General features: G+C 48.4%; 12 protein-coding genes. 6 read left to right on the top strand and 6 right to left on the bottom strand.

Going from position 1 to position 16,515, the window contains the following annotated elements; translation table 11 throughout:
• The first annotated feature begins 190 nt into the window (after nucleotides 1-190).
• From AMS66_RS21525 to AMS66_RS21515, 3 genes are all read left to right on the top strand, one after another.
• Nucleotides 191-1,105, top strand: coding sequence for a zinc ribbon domain-containing protein (locus AMS66_RS21525; protein WP_053782727.1), 915 nt, complete (start codon nucleotides 191-193; stop codon nucleotides 1,103-1,105).
• Nucleotides 1,106-1,377: 272 nt separating this feature from the next.
• Nucleotides 1,378-2,109: a DUF3105 domain-containing protein gene (locus tag AMS66_RS21520; protein WP_201782210.1), complete on the top strand. Its 732-nt coding sequence runs from the start codon at nucleotides 1,378-1,380 to the stop codon at nucleotides 2,107-2,109.
• Between the two features lie 274 nt (nucleotides 2,110-2,383).
• On the top strand, nucleotides 2,384-4,102 hold the full coding sequence (locus AMS66_RS21515; RefSeq protein WP_053782725.1) for a methyl-accepting chemotaxis protein: 1,719 nt from the start codon (nucleotides 2,384-2,386) through the stop codon (nucleotides 4,100-4,102).
• Nucleotides 4,103-4,263: 161 nt separating this feature from the next.
• Here the strand turns inward: AMS66_RS21515 and AMS66_RS21510 are convergent, their stop codons facing one another.
• A complete protein-coding gene (locus AMS66_RS21510) occupies nucleotides 4,264-5,217 on the bottom strand; it encodes a nucleoside hydrolase (RefSeq protein WP_053782907.1) in 954 nt (317 codons plus the stop codon).
• A 274-nt stretch (nucleotides 5,218-5,491) separates the two neighbouring features.
• Nucleotides 5,492-7,723: an MMPL family transporter gene (locus tag AMS66_RS21505; RefSeq protein WP_053782724.1), complete on the bottom strand. Its 2,232-nt coding sequence runs from the start codon at nucleotides 7,721-7,723 to the stop codon at nucleotides 5,492-5,494.
• 180 nt (nucleotides 7,724-7,903) lie between these two features.
• Here AMS66_RS21505 and AMS66_RS21500 point away from each other — a divergent pair, with 180 nt between their 5' ends.
• Together AMS66_RS21500 and AMS66_RS21495 are read left to right on the top strand one after the other, a co-directional pair.
• Nucleotides 7,904-8,527, top strand: a complete 624-nt coding sequence (locus AMS66_RS21500; protein WP_053782723.1) for a TetR/AcrR family transcriptional regulator — start codon at nucleotides 7,904-7,906, stop codon at nucleotides 8,525-8,527.
• A gap of 82 nt (nucleotides 8,528-8,609) precedes the next feature.
• Complete coding sequence (locus AMS66_RS21495; RefSeq protein ID WP_053782722.1) at nucleotides 8,610-9,209, top strand: GNAT family N-acetyltransferase; 600 nt, start codon at nucleotides 8,610-8,612, stop codon at nucleotides 9,207-9,209.
• A gap of 185 nt (nucleotides 9,210-9,394) precedes the next feature.
• On the opposite strand, the gene AMS66_RS21490 is transcribed toward AMS66_RS21495, so the two are convergent.
• Nucleotides 9,395-10,606 carry a serpin family protein gene (locus AMS66_RS21490; protein ID WP_053782721.1) on the bottom strand — a complete coding sequence of 404 codons (1,212 nt, stop codon included), beginning with the start codon at nucleotides 10,604-10,606 and terminating at the stop codon, nucleotides 9,395-9,397.
• Between the two features lie 289 nt (nucleotides 10,607-10,895).
• Between AMS66_RS21490 and AMS66_RS21485 the strand changes: the two genes are divergently transcribed.
• Complete coding sequence (locus AMS66_RS21485) at nucleotides 10,896-11,486, top strand: hypothetical protein (RefSeq protein WP_053782720.1); 591 nt, start codon at nucleotides 10,896-10,898, stop codon at nucleotides 11,484-11,486.
• A 688-nt stretch (nucleotides 11,487-12,174) separates the two neighbouring features.
• Here AMS66_RS21485 and AMS66_RS21475 read toward each other — a convergent pair.
• From AMS66_RS21475 to AMS66_RS21465, 3 genes are read right to left on the bottom strand one after another with little or no spacing between them, the layout of a single operon-like run.
• A complete protein-coding gene (locus tag AMS66_RS21475; RefSeq protein ID WP_053782718.1) occupies nucleotides 12,175-14,055 on the bottom strand; it encodes an ABC transporter ATP-binding protein in 1,881 nt (626 codons plus the stop codon).
• Nucleotides 14,052-15,779 (bottom strand): ABC transporter ATP-binding protein, encoded by a 1,728-nt coding sequence (locus tag AMS66_RS21470; RefSeq protein ID WP_053782717.1) that lies wholly within the window; start codon nucleotides 15,777-15,779, stop codon nucleotides 14,052-14,054. Before AMS66_RS21470 ends, AMS66_RS21475 begins: the two co-directional genes overlap by 4 nt.
• Complete coding sequence (locus AMS66_RS21465) at nucleotides 15,776-16,318, bottom strand: MarR family winged helix-turn-helix transcriptional regulator (protein WP_053782716.1); 543 nt, start codon at nucleotides 16,316-16,318, stop codon at nucleotides 15,776-15,778. Before AMS66_RS21465 ends, AMS66_RS21470 begins: the two co-directional genes overlap by 4 nt.
• Nucleotides 16,319-16,515 lie beyond the last annotated feature (197 nt).

Genomic DNA, 16,515 nt, shown 5'->3' with positions numbered 1-16,515 from the left:
GGTAATGACATCATAATTCCAGCGCATACTTATGTCAATATGAAAATAAGGGAACCAGTTTAACCACACAGCCATGTGGAAAATAACGGATATTAATTCCTTTGAAAACATAGACAAACTTCGTCATCAACCGTTAAAATGAGACAAAATGTCTATATGATCTTAATTTATGAAATTGGAGGCTCATGCCATGAAATGCCCAGTATGTAATCATGAAAATGGAAATGCCAGTTTTTGCGAGAGGTGCGGCTCTAATCTAACCCCCTCTTCCCCTAATGCAGATACCGCTCAGGATCAACAATCCGCTGCTGCCGAACCCGAATATACCCGTTGGTCGAGCACACAGGCGACACCTTCTCACACTCCCATCTCATCCAACACACCTTCTGCTCCCAGACCTGTACAGCACGTATCCGACTCTTCCAGCACAGACGATCATACATCTTCGGGAGACAACAACACCAATCAGTGGAACAACATCGTACAAAATGAGAAAGTTCAGCAAGCCAAAGAAGTAAGTAAACAGTATCTATCCTATTTTCTTAGTGTGCTCACCCGTCCTTATCAAACCATGAAAACCGTTGGTGAACAGCATTCACTTAACGGCTGGATCACGATGGCTCTGATTGCGATTTTATCCTCTACATACGTTTTGATTACATTCGGCCGGATGGATGTGAACGGATTGTTCATTAGCGGGTTTATCAGACCGCTGTTGTTCACCGCCATTACCTTGATTGTTGCAATAGCATTGATCTATGCCATATTAAAGATTGAAAAAATAACGTTCCGTCCTAAAATACTGGTTGCCCAGTTCGGTACATTACTCGTACCCGCTGTAGCGTCGCTTGTTCTGGCAAATCTGTTTATTGTTATCTCGTATTCCATCGCCATCTTCTTCCTCGTTGTTTCGTATTTAATTATCTTTATATCGCTTAATACGGTGCTGTTCCAGTATCCGTTGAACCGGACCAAAGCAGCCATCGACAGCATGTACAGCGTGTTGATTGCCAACGTTGTTTTGTTTTATATGCTTTATCGCTTGCTCGGCAGTACGATCATTGGATTGATTGGCCTGATGTATTCTCCATACGGTCGTCTGTAGTATCTAGTTCTAAAGCTCTTACGACGGCTCTCCCGCTTATGCGAGAGGGCCTTTTTTGTGTTTACACCGTCGCAGATTGCACTTGTTGCGTTTCATACACTATAATGTGTAGTGTAAAAGGTATGTTCTTTTTTACGTAAGAATTGGAAGTGTGGAGCACTCCATCTTACATATGACCTTTTCCATTGTTATTAACACTACGAAACGTAGTGTATTGTTGTGATCATTCATTTTATTAAGGAAAGGCAGAGGAAATCGATATGGACATGAATATGAATCATATGCAAATGGAGCACGAGGCAGGCACATCCTACCTTTGGCTTATCGTTGGTGCAGTCGTTCTATTGCTCTCCATCGCAGCTTATATCTGGTCTTCACGCACCCAGAAGTCTGTACTGGCACATATGAAGAAGAATGAACGAGCTGTGATTAAAAAGAAAACACGATCCATCCGACTGACTGCTCATGCACTACTGGGAGTGTCTATCATTTCGTTTGTCCTATTCTTCATACAGGGCGCACTTACCAAGTATGATGTAGCAGATCTGAATGCTGGTGCTACGATCGAGGTGACCGACGATGAGTACTACGGGGCAGATCATACGGAAGAACCGATCCAATATGAGATGACCATCCCGACGTCTGGACCTCATAATCCGCATGATATCAAGTTTGGATTCTACACGGATTTCCCCGGCTATCCATACCTTGTACATAATCTGGAGCATGGGGATATCATCATTTATTATCGTGAGAACGCAAGTGATGAGCTGAAAGAGCATCTAAAGTATCTTGCCAAGTTCCGTAAAGCTGGATCAGGTATCCTCGCTGTACCAAACAAGGATATCCCCGAGGGCAGTGAGGTCGTCGTGACGGCATGGACCAAAACGATGAAGCTGGACCAATTCGATGATGCCAAAGTAGGCACTTTCATTAATAAATATATTAACCAGGGGCCTGAAAAGATCCCTGCCTCCATCCGCCAGGGTGGCGGGACGATGTAAAGCCCTCTTTGTAGTAACAACAGCAAATGTTTCCTGCAATCATGGGGAGTCCAAGGGATGGGATATCGATTTATACGCTTCAAACGAGATAAGCCTCCGGATCAACTTGCTCTGGGGGCTAATTCTTTATTATGCAGATGCCGATATTTTAAATAGAAATGAAATACATATATGTACGTTAGCAAAGAAGGAAAAGCAGCTCCAATAAGACGATTCATCCAGCTTCAACTTAAGCCTTTAAAGACTGACATATCAAGGGGGAGCATTTTTACTAATGAACAGTTTGTTTATGCGTATCTTTTTATTTTTTTCCTGTCTGATGCTGGCAGCAGGAGCCGTTCTTGGCATTACCATGTATCGCTCATCTGCACAGTTGGTTGAACAATCGATGGGCATGCAGGCACAGGCTGTTGCCGAACGAGCAGCACAATCCATCGACACCTCGCTGTATGCGCCGCTCAGTACAGGACAGGATCAAACCGAGTATTACGATATTTTGCGCGAACAACTCAGCCAGCTTCGCCAGGCCAATGGGTTGAAGTATCTATATACGCTTGGTAAGCGTGAAGAGAACGGAGCCGCATCGTATTATTACGTGGTGGATGGCGCTGCTCCGGATGTGGAAGAGGATGATTTCTCTCCCTACGGGTCCCCTGAAGAGAACCAATATGCGGGAATGCTGCAAGCCTTTGCACAAAATGAACCTTTCCGGGGCGATCTGACCCAGGATGAGTACGGCGCAACGATTACAGCCTATGTACCGATTCATGGGGCCAATGGGGAGCTGCTTGGTCTGGTTGGTGCTGACCTGGACTCCACTGCCGTCTACGAGCTAATGACACGTAATCGGATGACCATGATCTGGACTGCCCTTGCCATCGTATTACTCAGCGTGCTGCTGGTCTATGGATTTGCGCATTATTTGACCCGTCCTCTGGTGAAACTGAAGAAGATCATTGCTGAGGTAGGCAAAGGTGATCTGACCGTCAATGTCGAGCTCGGACGGAAGGATGAGGTCGGACAGCTGGCTTCGGAGTTCAAACATCTGGTCACGGATACACGGGATGTCATGACAGGTATTCGCAAAAGCTCCGATTCCCTGCTGCAAGCCGCCGAAGGGGTGTCCAAACACTCGCAGGCGACAGCCGAAGCCAGCCAGCGCATTGCCGAGCACACAGACCTTACAGCCAAAGGCGCTGCGGAGCAGGTTGCACGCTCAGGAGAAGTCACTGTAGCGATGGAGGAAATCACACGCAGCATGCAGCATATTGCGAATTCATCTTCCATGGTAGCTGATGTATCCGAGGAAACGACCCATAACGCGATACAGGGTCAGACCAACATCAACACGGCAATCGACCGCATGGACAAAATTCATCAGGCCAATGCGCAGATGGCGGTGTCTACTTCACAGCTCGCGCAATACTCCAGCAAAATTGAGTCCGTAGCTCACATGATGAAGGGTATCGCTTCCCAGACCAGTCTGCTGGCATTGAATGCAAGCATTGAAGCTGCTCGTGCCGGGGAACATGGCAGCGGATTCGCCGTTGTTGCTTCCGAGGTTCGGAAGCTTGCGGGGGAATCGGAGCAATCGTCCCAGCATGTGACTGAACTGATCGCCGAGATTACTCGCCAGACTGCCGTTTTATCTTCGCATATGTCGGCCAGTACATTAGAAGTACAGTCCGGTCTTGCTGTTGTTCAGGAAGCAGGACGTTCGTTCACGTCCATTCATTCGGGCATTGAAACGATGAATGAACGTCTGCATGAAGTGTCCGCAGCCTCCGAGCAGCTCTCCGCAAGTGCGGAGGAGGTATCAGCTTCCATTGAGGACATGGAGCACATCTCGCGCAAGTCTTCTTCCAACATTCAGGAGGTTTCCGCTACAACCAGTGGTCAGCTGCAATCGATGGATGAGATGAACACATCTGCGGAATCCCTCCGCGTGTTGTCCAGTGAATTGAACGGGTTGATAAGCCGATTCAAAATATAAATCCGATAGCAGACGGGCAATCCATGGTGCCCACTAGATGAATACAAAAAAAGCCGCAAGGCAGGGAACGGAAACATGGGGGTTACTCCATTCCTGTTCATCCTGCCTGCGGCTTTTTATTGTTGTACCTTTAATGAAGGCTCGCCTCGCGGCTGCCTGAATTAATAGCGCTGCGGAGCAGCTTTTTTGCCCAGATCCGTCATGTATGTGAAGAACGCTTCCGGATCGGTATCATACACGAGCTGTACTGGACGTCCGTCTGCTTGCTCCACCGTACGGCCCTGACTTGGACCATCTGGGATAACAATACAGTTCACGGTTTTCTTCTTCACGATGTCCTCACGTCCAACGGAAGCCGTAGTCAACACATCCCACAGATAGTACGTGGAGTTCGTTTCACTGTACACCAGTGGCGGACATCCTGCGTAACAGTTACCCAGGAAGTCAACACCTTCAAAGCGACGCTCTGCAGCCCAACGGTTACGTACAGCAGGTGTCAGAGGTACTTTGTTCGTGCTTTCCAGGGCTACCAGATCAATCTGGATGCCGCTCTGCCATACACGGTAAGCCGCTTCCGGGTCCCAGAATACGTTCCATTCTGCTGTACCATCATGCTCAGGCTCCTCAACGTTCCCTCTTTCGAACGTACCGCCCATCCATACCAGCTTGTCGATTTTCTCTTCAATATCTGGTGCTTCGTCCAGTGCACGCGCGAGGTCCGTCAGCGGTCCTGTGAACAGGAGCAGCGTTTTTCCTTCGGTGTTGCGCACTTTCTCAATCAGATGCTGGTGAGCCGGAACGGCAGACAGAGGAGCGTCCATTTTGCCGGATTCGTTCAGTACTGGAAGTGCATCTACATAGAAGGAGTGCAATCTCCACGCCGCAGGAAATGGATTTTTCCCTCTGGAGTTGGATTTCGAAACCTCTACGGGATATGTGCCGAAGCGATCGATAATTTTACGGCTGGCATCTGTAGCTGGCTCCAGATATCCGTCTGCCGGAATAACCGATACACCGGTTACATTTACATTGTCCATTTGCAGAAGCATGAACAGCGATACGAGGTCATCCACGCCGCCGTCATGGTTAAAATACACATTAAGTTGGTTCGTCATGCTTGTTTTCATCCTTCCCCCTGGTTGTCCCATTGATGTTCATCCCGTCCGTCTGCCTGTGGCTGACGTTACCTCTATTATGTCCCAAAACCCTTGGCTACGTAAACCGTCCACACATAAAGAAAGCAGGAAACACGCCTTATTCTTCGGATATTTTACAGTTCCACCATTCCATCTCAGACCTTCCCGTTCCAATCTCCAATATTGAAAATGGTAAAAAGACAAGGACAGCAGGCTTGAGGCCCCACTACCCTTGTCTGAATCCATCCATCGATTACATGGATTGATTTTGTTTCTCTTCGGATTTCTCTGCAACAGGCACATACTTGCCTGGCCAGAAAGCCCATTTTCCAAGCAACGTTGTAATGGCTGGCACCATAAACGGTCGTACAAGGAACGTATCAAGCAGGACGCCCGCAGCCGTGATGATACCGAACTGCACCAGCACCTGAATCGGCAGTGTTGCGAGTACGGCAAACGTACCTGCGAGAATCAGACCTGCGGAAGTAATAACAGATCCAGTTTCACCCACACCTTCCTTGATCGCTTGGCGAAGGGGCATCGTTTTGCGTTTCTGCCAGATGCTTGAGATCATGAAGATGTTGTAGTCCTCACCCAGCGCCACGAGAAATACGAAGGAATACAGCGGAATCGCTCCCTGAATGGCGTCTGCCCCGAGCCCATAGTGAATAATGAGCCAACCCAGACCCAGTGCGGAGAAGTAGGACAGGACTACTGTGGCAATCAGATACGCCGTCGCTACAACCGAGCGCAAATATAACAGCAGCAATAATGTGATCATTCCAATTACGACTGGAATAATGATGCTCGCATCTCGCTCTCCGGTTACTTCGATGTCATACTGCTCAGCCGTCTGACCGTCGATCCAGACATGGCTATCCACACCTGTAATGCCGGCGTCTGTTAGCGCCTGTTCGGCCGTTGCCCGCAGATCCGGGATATGCTGCATCGCCTCCATGGAGTATGGATTCAGATTGAATTCCACATCGTAAGCGGTGATGTTCGCATTCTCGGCACCCTGCTGCGCTTCACCTACCTTGCTTACGTAATCCAGCGATTCCAGACGTTGTTTCAGATCTGTCTCGCTGCCTTCTGTATCGATCATTACTTTGGCAGGAGCGAGTTCACCCTCCGAGAACTGTTCGCCAATGACCTTGAAACCTTCGCGGGAAGACACGTTCTCCGGGAAAGAAGATAGCAGGTCATACGTGAATTTGATCTGGCTAGAGAAAGCAGCCAGTCCACCCAGCAGCACCAGCGTAATCGCCAGAACTGTCCACGGTTTGGTTACTACTATACGGCCAATCCAGCTTTCCTTGATTTTGCGGGGTGCAGGAGCCGGTTTGCCTTTTTTCTTGGCACGCTCTACTTCCATGTCGTGCGTACGCGGTACAAACGGGTAGAAGGAACCCCGACCGAAGATTGCCAGCAATGCCGGAACCAGCGTCAGGCTCGCAATAAACATGATGAAGATGGACAGACTGAAAGGTACGGCAAAACGATGATACGCACCGTACTCCGCGAACAGCAGTACAAGTAGTGCTGCAACGACTGTAAATCCACTCATGGCGATCGCACCGGATGATCCGGTAATGGCCTGGAAGAGAGCTTTCTTTTTATCCGGCTCATGATAGAGAATTTGACGGAATCTGGAGATCATGAACAGGCAGTAGTCCGTTCCTGCACCGAACAACAATACCGTCATAATAGAGATGGACTGCGCGTCCACTGTAATCCAGCCCTGATCCGCCATAAATCCGAGAATCGGACTGGTGACCATATAGGCGAACCCAACCGCAATAATCGGGATAATCGCCAGTACAGGCGAACGGTAGATTAGCAGTAACAGCACCAATACGAGCACAACGGTTGCAATCAACAGGGATACATCCGCGGATGAGAACAATCCGCTCGCATCAATGGATATCCCCACCGGGCCTGTGACCCGTGCACTCAGTGCGCTGGCATCATCAATGGCCACGTCAAATGGGTCGGAGCCAAAAATGTCTTTCGTTTTCTGCTCCAGCGCTTCAATACCTTCCTTCAACTGTGACGAATCCGCTTCCTGATTGAAAAAGAGCGGCATCACCAAGGTGCTTCCGTCTTCCGAAAGCTGACCTTTCAGAGCCTGTAGCGGCAACTGATATAGTGGTACCACAGATTGCTGCTGCTCCACCGGATCTTGATCCAGTCGCTCCGTTAACGCCTGAATGTTCTCAATCTGTTCATCCGTCAGCCCGCCGGCTTGACGCCATACAATGAGAGCGGGAACACCTTCGCCGCCGGGAAATTCTTTCTCGGCAACTGCTGCCGCCTGCACCGATGGCTTGGATTCACTCAGATCCTGCGCGTTATTGGTTTCACGGTCACCAACAGCAGGCCACACCACACCAAGAACAACCGCGATGATGATCCATACCAACAGTGTAATCCATTTGCTTCGTTTGCCGGCAACCCAGCGGCCGTAGCCCGAACCTTCTTGCATTGTCTCCTCATCTCCCTATTTTGGTTCTATGAAGCCGTTTTTTATGTGATAAATATAGAAATGAACCACGGGTCATAGTATAATTGGTTTAATTATATATACCGGAAGGTTAATAATGCAATCCCTAATTTTGTGATCACTTTTGTACAGCCAACATGATAAGTAAAGAGGTATGTAACCATGAGCAAAAAAACGAACCCTCCCCGCTCGCCGGGCAGGCCTAAGGCCGGTGCCGATCAGGCATCAGCCCAGTCAAAAATATTAATGACCGCCTCGCGGTTATTTATGGAATACGGGTATGAGCCCGTCTCCCTCCAGCAAATTGCCTCGTTATGCGGTGTGACCAAAGCATCGATTTATTATCATTTTTCCAGCAAACCGGAGTTATTCACCGTTGCAATCACCAGCATGATGGCCATGGGCATGCAACAAACAGCTCTCCGTATGGACGCACCAGGTACATTGCAAGAGCGGCTGGAGAAAGTTGCGGAAGGGCGGATGCAACAATCCCACGTCGATACGGAGACGATGATGCGTGAAGCCAATACCTATCTGAATGCAGATCAGCTCGCCCAGATCCGGGAAGCCGAGGTCCGCATCTATGAAGTCCTCGCCACCCACTTTCAACGGGAGATGGACAGCGGTTATTTACGTTCTGCCAATCCCATGCTGCTTGCCCACGCGTTTACGTCCTTGCTGATGTTGGCAAATCGTGAAGGTGTACGCGACATGCATGAAACGATTGCCGAGTTAGCGGAGGAACTGGTAGCTTTATTTTTGGAGGGAGCCGCTCATAAGGCGTAAAAAATAGTCCAATATTTTCCAATACAATGATGCCCGACTCGATTTGTTAAGCAACGATTTGAACCCATAGGAGGAATAACCTATGTCCCAACCAACACCATCCCCACGCATCCCACGTCTGTTGGAAACGAAGCGCATCTATCTGCGTCCTTTTGAATCGACTGACGTTGATGCCTATTTCCCCGGATTGTTTGACGCCGAGATGCGCAGACTTACCGGGACACAAAACAGCTTCACCCGTCCTCAAGTAGAACGTTACATTGAAAACGCAGCACAAGATGACTCACGCTTAATGCTGCTGATTGCCTTGCAGGATAATGACCAGGTCATCGGCGATATTGCCCTAATGGACATGCATACCAAAAATCGGAGTGCGCACATTCGGATCGCCATCGATAACACAGAGCACCAAGGTAAAGGTTATGGTAGTGAAGCGATTCTTCTCATGCTGGACTATGGTTTTGGTACTTGCAATCTGCATCGGATCGAACTCGAAGTCTACGCCTTCAATCAGCGTGCGATTCGCACATATGAGAAGCTCGGATTTCAGCGCGAAGGCGTGAAGCGGGATGCTTTGTATTACCATCATCAATATCACGATGCCATTCAGATGAGCATACTGGAGAATGAATTCCGAGAGCGGCACGTCAGCAATGTTAGCAATCAGTCAGTGGAAAGTTAACGATTAGTCCATTTAGCTGTTCAAAAAGAAAAAACCGCGGATCAACAACCATACCCGGTTAGAAAAATTAACCCGCCCGCACCGAAGCTAGGCGGGTGTTTTCATATTTAAATCCCATTCATATCGTTTGCCTCCGGCCCATCCATTTCATGAAAGAACGGTTTGGAAGGAACACTCTACATCGCTTAATTTTTCTCAAGCGGGTCCGGGTGGTAAATAGATCCAGCGAACACCCATGCACCTGTATCCTTATCTACTACAGCCATCATAAATGGACGATTCACCTCCATCTTCACCGGATCAGTTGGCGGAGCACTTCCAGCCGCCATTCCCACCATTGTTGAAGCAGCGGCTACGGTACCTTGCTCGTTAACCTCCATCACCGCACGATGCTGTATCTGACCAATGTATGCTTGCCAATTCGGACCTGATGGAATCATTTTGTTAAAATCTGCTGCGTAAGGGTCAAAAGCCTTTTTCATACCCATCTGCTGCAAAGTCTCTTTCAAATTAATGCCATACTCCGCACGGAAACGCGGCAAGGACAGCTCCACCAACCTGTATTCAGAACCGGTATCCAGCCGTTCATGGTCATCCAGCAACTGCTGCTGAATCTCATCAAGCGCACGCCCCTCTCGCGGCAAAACGACAAGCAGATGCATCTGGCCATCTCCGTAAGGCAGCCTAACCGCCTGCCAGTCCTCTTTCTCCGAGTATTGGAACTGCTTTGTCTGATGCATCATCCGCACAGACAGGTCCTTTCCATTTACCAGCTTGAACTCTTCGTCCGTCGTGTACTCCGGGTCAAACTCATCCATCCAGTTTCCATCAAATGCAATGGCATTCACTAGAATCATTAGGGCCTCCTTTTCAGGCGGCTCCTGCATCAAGTTTGGAATCATGCCTTCGGTGTGCTGCTTCACCCATTGATTGATCTCTTCCTTTGCTTGTGCTGGTTGTCCATTTAACGTCCTGATCTCGGCTTCATAAGTTTGCTGTACGGTTGTTTGATACGTTTCCTCTACCGGGATTCCGTCCTTCATCCACATGGAGTTCGCTATACCGATCTGTATGCCTTTTCCCGGATGGGTCAACAACTGCTGCAAAGCCGCTTGAGAAGCATTCACTTGCTCCATTTCTAGCCCCGACCATCCCATTACCTCTGCCATCTCTCGCCTAGTCTCACCTACGCTACCGTTATATGCCATGCCAATCGCCGCCGCAATGCTGTAAGGAGAGATCAGCAGATTATTTCCGTCAGTCTTATCTTTTGTACCCATCTGTTGAAGAATGTTCAGCCCCATGGTGTTCATGGCTTGGATTCTTTCGGGTTCGATCTCTTTCAGGGCAGCATTTCGTTCTGCCTCGGATAGCTCCTGATTCGAATTGAATTGCATCTTGTTCGGGTCCCCCTTTGCTGAACAGCTCGTAATGATCAGCCCAGTTATACAGCATAATAACAGTAATACTCCTAACCGTGCATGCATCGTAATCCCCCCTCATCCGTAATACTCAGATACCCGTCTTAGCAATTCACTGATTTCCTTTTTTTACTAGACGTATGGTTGAGAAAAAAGGTTACTTTACACTCATATGCCAAGGTCACCAATTTCTACTGTAATAAACACCATTCAAAACGATTCAAAACGGTTATATCTATACCATATACGAATGGAGGGATTCCCTATGATTCCGGCAACGTTGGAACAATTGGAGCAAGTTCGCAAGGAATGCCGCACCATGGTCAAAAAGAGAGCTACCGCTTCCGCCGGTACAACACTCGTTCCTCTGCCCGGTACAGACGTACTGGCCGATGTGGGGATGCTCATGCAGCTATTGCCTGCCATTAACAATAAATTCGGATTATCGCAGAAGCAGCTTGATGGTATGGACCCAGAGACCAAATCCATGATTTACGGATTCGTCATGTCTATCGGAAGCAAAGTCATTGGACGTATGATCACCAAGGAACTGGTGGTGCAGGTTCTGAAAAGGGTCGGAGTACGCGTAGCCACCAAATCCGTCGCCAAATTTGTTCCGTTTGCAGGTCAGGGATTGGCTGCCGCGCTCAGCTTCACGGCCATGCGTTATGTCGGCAACAAACATGTTGATGACTGTTATGAGGTCGTGAAACGCATGATCGAGCAGCGTGAACTGATACCGGGCGAGCCGGCACCTTCTGCGCTTGAGGAGACAAACGAAGATGGGAAGCTGGAAGTAAAGACGTCATCTGGCGACAACGCAGATGCACCTGCGAAGGAGTCTGACGATCAGTAAGAAATAAATAAATGATTCGTTATATTCCCCATTTACAGTGCCCATATGATAAATCGAATTGTCTCTTAGACACTTGCAACATCGTATGTGGATAAGACTGATAACAAGATGAAGAAAAAACCTATACAACGAAAAAGGGACGAAGCAGAGGTTTACACCGCTTCGTCCCTTTTCGTTGTTCAACTTTGCTCTCAGCATCGTCTCTTTTACCTGTTGATGCAGCCATAATCTCCTTGAACGTATCGTAATCTGTAGCCAAGAATGTACATAGGACCTTTCTCTGAATGATGTGTCGCATTTCTTTTCACCAAGAAACGGGTGTTATAATGACGATCATCTGTGGATGAACGTTTAAAGAATCGAGCACGCTTTATTTGGATCATCTCCACCATTCCGGCAGTGTAACGAACCTCAGACGCTTTTATTTCTTCATTCTGTGCTCCCTTTGGCCGCTTTTTACTACTCTTCTGTGCATTATCGTGTCTCCAGTTCGTTAGCTTTGGCATTTCACGCTAATTCCCACTATAAGGTGTCCTCGATTCGTTAGCGTTGGGAGACAAGGCACCATACCTTGCATCGTACATTGCTTCGCATGACACACTGCCTCTTTCCCACAAATCACACCATTCACAAATAAATAGCCGGGATCACCCAGAGGGTGCCCGGCTATTTTTAACGCTGCCAACAATCAGATCGCCTGTGGCTGTTGCTCCGTGAACTGACTGTTATACAGATCAGCATAGAAGCCCTGTTTCTCCATCAGTTCCTCATGATTACCCTGCTCAATCACGTTACCATGATCCATGACAAGAATCAGGTCGGCTCCACGAATGGTGGACAATCTGTGGGCAATGACGAAGCTGGTGCGATCCTTCATCAGATCATTCATCGCTTTCTGGATGAACACTTCGGTCCGCGTATCGACACTGCTCGTCGCTTCATCCAGAATCAGAATGGCCGGATTCGCCAGAATCGCTCTCGCAATCGTCAGCAATTGCTTCTGACCCTGGGAAATGTTCGATGCTTCTTCATTCAGCACCGTGTCATATCCATCAGGCAAGGTACGAATGAAGTGATCGGCATGGGCCGCATCGGCTGCCTTGAGGACTTCTTCTTCCGTTGCACCTTCTCGGCCATAGGCAATGTTGTCACGGATCGTTCCGTTGAACAGCCATGTGTCCTGAAGCACCATCCCAAACAGGCTGCGCAGCTTGCCGCGTTCCATATCCACGATATTAACGCCGTCAATCGTAATTTGACCATCCTGAATTTCGTAGAAACGCATCAGGAGATTGATCAGCGTTGTTTTCCCCGCTCCAGTCGGCCCAACAATAGCTACCGTCTGTCCCGGTTTTACATCAATATTCATATTTTGAATGAGTAACTCATCCGCTTTATATCCAAAATTCACACCATGGAATGCAACCGCACCCTGTGGCTGCTGCAATTGTACTGGTTTCGAAGACTCTGGAACCTCTTCCTCTTCATCCAGCAATTCAAATACCCGCTCCGCCGAAGCGATCGTGGACTGAATGATATTCGAGATGTTGGCAATCTGGTTAATCGGCTGAGTGAACTGACGGGAGTACTGAGTGAATGCGAGAATATCCCCGATGGAGATGGTACCACGCGTAACAAAGATCCCGCCGACCACACAGATCAGCACGTAACCAAGGTTACCTACAAACGTCATCAGCGGCATGATAATACCCGAGATAAACTGAGCTTTCCAACCGGACTCATACAGTTCTTCGTTGACTTTTTCGAACTGCTCTACCGAATGTTCTTCGCGTCCAAAGGCTTTGACCACCTTGTGCCCGGTGTACATTTCCTCAACATGCCCATTCAGTTCACCAAGAGATTTCTGCTGGCCTGCAAAGTGTTTTTGCGAACGGGATGCCACCAGCATAACAACAACTACACTTAACGGCAGTGTCAAAATGGTAATGAGGGTCATCCACGGACTAATGGTCAACATCATGATGATAACCCCAACAATGGTGACTATAGATGTAATGAACTGTGCCAAACTTTGCTGGAGCGTATTACTGATGTTGTCCACATCGTTAGTCGCCCGGCTTAATGTTTCCCCGTGGGTACGGGAGTCAAAATATTTCAGTGGTAGACGTCCAACCTTGGCGCTGATCTGCTCACGCATATCATACACAACTCGCTGAGCTACACCAGCCATAAGGTATTGCTGAATGTACATGAAAGCTGCACTAAACAGATAGAGCCCCACAAGCAGATACAAGACTTTCATCAAGGCAGGAAAATCAATGCCGGCCCCCTGCACACCCTGAAGGATGGCAATAGCGCCTTTACTGAGAATATCCGTTCCTTCCGCCATGACCTTCGGACTGATAATGCTGAATACGGTGCTTAGAATGGCAGCGACCAGCACACCCAGCAAACGATAGCTGTGGGGCTGAAGATACCGCATCAAGCGCCGCAGTGTACCTTTGAAATCTTTCGCTTTTTCCACGGGAGGCCGCATGCCCATTCCGCCTCCCGGATGACCCGGTCCGCCAGGGGGACGAGGTGACTTGCGTTCTGTACGTTCACTCATGCGATCTCCTCCTCTGTCAGCTGGGAGGATACAATCTCGCGATACACTTCATTGTGCTCCAGCAGCTCTTTATGTGTTCCTGAACCGACAATCCGTCCCTCATCCATAACCAGAATGCGATCCGCATCCATAACCGTACTTACGCGCTGAGCCACAATAAGCACTGCTGCTTCAGTCGTTTCGGACTTCATGGCAGCACGAAGTTTGGCATCGGTTTTGAAATCGAGAGCCGAGAAGCTGTCGTCAAAAATATATACTTCCGGACGGCGTACCAATGCGCGTGCAATGGACAAACGCTGCTTCTGTCCACCAGATACGTTGTTGCCTCCCTGCGCAATGATGCTGTCGTAACCGTCCTTCATTTCCGTAATAAAGTTCTCTGCTTGGGCCGTTTGAGCGGCTCGAACAATTTCCTCCATCGTGGCGTCATCCTTCCCGTGGCGGATATTCTCCGCAATTGTTCCGGTGAAAAGGACCGCCTTTTGCGGAACAAACCCGATTTTGGCCCGCAGATCTTCCTGCCGAAGCTCACGGACATCTGTTCCATTCAACCGTACACTGCCCTCCGTTACATCATAGAAACGTGGAATGAGACTGAGCAATGTAGATTTCCCTGAGCCCGTACCCCCAATAATGGCTGTGGTCTCACCTGGGCGTGCCGTAAATGAAATACCTGACAACGCAGCATTTTCCGCACCCGGATAACGGAATGTCACGTTATCGAACTCGATCGTACCTTGCAATGCACTCATGCTGCGAGGCTGCTCAGGGTTGCTCAGATCCGGCTGCATATCCAATACTTCGTTGATCCGCTCTGCTGAAGCCGAAGCTCTTGGAATCATGACAAAGATAATGGAGACCATAATGAGAGAGAACATGATCTGCATCGCATACTGAATAAACGCAATCAGTGAACCAATATTCATATTTCCGCTGTCGATACGCTGTCCACCAAAATAAAGGATGGCAATCATCGAAAAGTTCATGACCAGCATCATGACAGGCATTAATGTCGCCATGAGCACATTCACTTTAATGGAAACGTCTCGCAGATCCGTATTGGCTCCGTTAAATCGGGCACGTTCATGCTCCCCACGATTAAAGGCACGAACCACACGAATCCCTGTTAATTGCTCACGCAGGACCAGGTTGAGTCGGTCCAGCTTTTTCTGAATTTGTTTGAACAAAGGCAGACCCTTCGCACCAATCAGTGCAATGGCTCCCGCCAGCACAGGCAAGACAACCAGGAAGATGGTTGATAATTTGGCATCCTGGGATACCGCCATGAAGATACCACCGATACACATCATCGGAGCCATAACCATCATGCGCAGCATCATCGTTAATACGTTCTGAACCTGCGTAATATCATTTGTAGTACGGGTAATCAGCGAGGCTGTACCCAATTTATCAAATTCCTGCAGCGAAAAGTTCTCCACATGGCGGAACACTCTGCTGCGCAGTTTTTTGGCAAATCCACCCGCTGTGCGGGAAGAAAGGTAACTGGCAGTTACGGAACAAGCTGTGCCTGCTATAGCAATTACCAGCATCCAGCCACCAATCTGCCAGATATAAGGAACATTCCCTTTTACTATGCCGTCATTCACGATATCCGCCATCAGGGTCGGCAAATACAGTTCAGCTAACGACTGTAACAGCACCAGACCCAATATGAAGAAAATGGGGATTCGGTATGGCTTAAGCATGCGAAACAGTTTCATCATGGCTTATCATCTCCTTCTGTAGACGTATCTGTCTGTTGAGAAACTCGTGTATCAAAAAAGGTGTACACCTTGGTTAACAACTCTGCTAATTGAAGACTGTCTTCCTCACCCAGATGCTCAACAAGCTTATTGAAAATCTCCATGCGCTCCTGATGAGCCGCCCGAATAATTTCACGGCCTGCTTCAGTAATCGTAATCCGAACTGCGCGGCGATCCTCCGGGTCCATGGTTCGCTTAACCAGTCCCTCGTCCTCAAGCCCACGAATGACAGGCGTAATCGTCGGAGATTTCACGCGCAATAAAGCACTAATTTCCGAGACTTTCAATCCTGGATGATTCGATTGGATTGTGTCATTGAAATCAGGCGGATTGTCCTTCCAGTTCAACCGTTCTCCCGGATGCATGCCATGAAGCAAACTGCCCAGTACCATAATTTCATTATGATTGCGCCCATGAGGTTTATGCTGCCTCCATTTGCCTTTACTAAACTGCATGATGGAGTATAAAACTTTCTGGGCGACCGGATTTATACCAGTCATCGATGTCCCCCCCTTTATTATCATTCCATAGAGACCCAACATCATAGGATATCTATTAAATAGTATTCCAATTAAATAGCCAATCAATTAATTAGGTGTACTAAGTATATTCCTGCGAAAGTTGAATGTCAAACAGCAAATTCACAGGTAAATTAAACACCCCCAAGAGCCTACATTGGCTTGGGGTAATGGGTTTG

This window comes from Paenibacillus xylanivorans, assembly GCF_001280595.1.
GTDB classification, from domain to species: Bacteria; Bacillota; Bacilli; order Paenibacillales; family Paenibacillaceae; genus Paenibacillus; species Paenibacillus xylanivorans.
The sequence above is the reverse complement of the archived record's forward strand: the minus strand, read 5'-3'. Positions and strand labels throughout refer to the sequence as shown.

What these genes read in the sequence shown, in the direction of transcription:
- AMS66_RS21525 (WP_053782727.1), top strand. Translation starts at nt 191, where the DNA reads ATGAAATGCCCAGTATGTAATCATGAAAATGGAAATGCCAGTTTTTGC.
- AMS66_RS21505 (WP_053782724.1), bottom strand. Translation starts at nt 7,723, where the DNA reads ATGCAAGAAGGTTCGGGCTACGGCCGCTGGGTTGCCGGCAAACGAAGC.
- AMS66_RS21520 (WP_201782210.1), top strand. Translation starts at nt 1,378, where the DNA reads ATGAATCATATGCAAATGGAGCACGAGGCAGGCACATCCTACCTTTGG.
- AMS66_RS21510 (WP_053782907.1), bottom strand. Translation starts at nt 5,217, where the DNA reads ATGACGAACCAACTTAATGTGTATTTTAACCATGACGGCGGCGTGGAT.
- AMS66_RS21495 (WP_053782722.1), top strand. Translation starts at nt 8,610, where the DNA reads ATGTCCCAACCAACACCATCCCCACGCATCCCACGTCTGTTGGAAACG.
- AMS66_RS21515 (WP_053782725.1), top strand. Translation starts at nt 2,384, where the DNA reads ATGAACAGTTTGTTTATGCGTATCTTTTTATTTTTTTCCTGTCTGATG.
- AMS66_RS21485 (WP_053782720.1), top strand. Translation starts at nt 10,896, where the DNA reads ATGATTCCGGCAACGTTGGAACAATTGGAGCAAGTTCGCAAGGAATGC.
- AMS66_RS21475 (WP_053782718.1), bottom strand. Translation starts at nt 14,055, where the DNA reads ATGAGTGAACGTACAGAACGCAAGTCACCTCGTCCCCCTGGCGGACCG.
- AMS66_RS21490 (WP_053782721.1), bottom strand. Translation starts at nt 10,606, where the DNA reads ATGCAATTCAATTCGAATCAGGAGCTATCCGAGGCAGAACGAAATGCT.
- AMS66_RS21465 (WP_053782716.1), bottom strand. Translation starts at nt 16,318, where the DNA reads ATGACTGGTATAAATCCGGTCGCCCAGAAAGTTTTATACTCCATCATG.
- AMS66_RS21470 (WP_053782717.1), bottom strand. Translation starts at nt 15,779, where the DNA reads ATGATGAAACTGTTTCGCATGCTTAAGCCATACCGAATCCCCATTTTC.
- AMS66_RS21500 (WP_053782723.1), top strand. Translation starts at nt 7,904, where the DNA reads ATGAGCAAAAAAACGAACCCTCCCCGCTCGCCGGGCAGGCCTAAGGCC.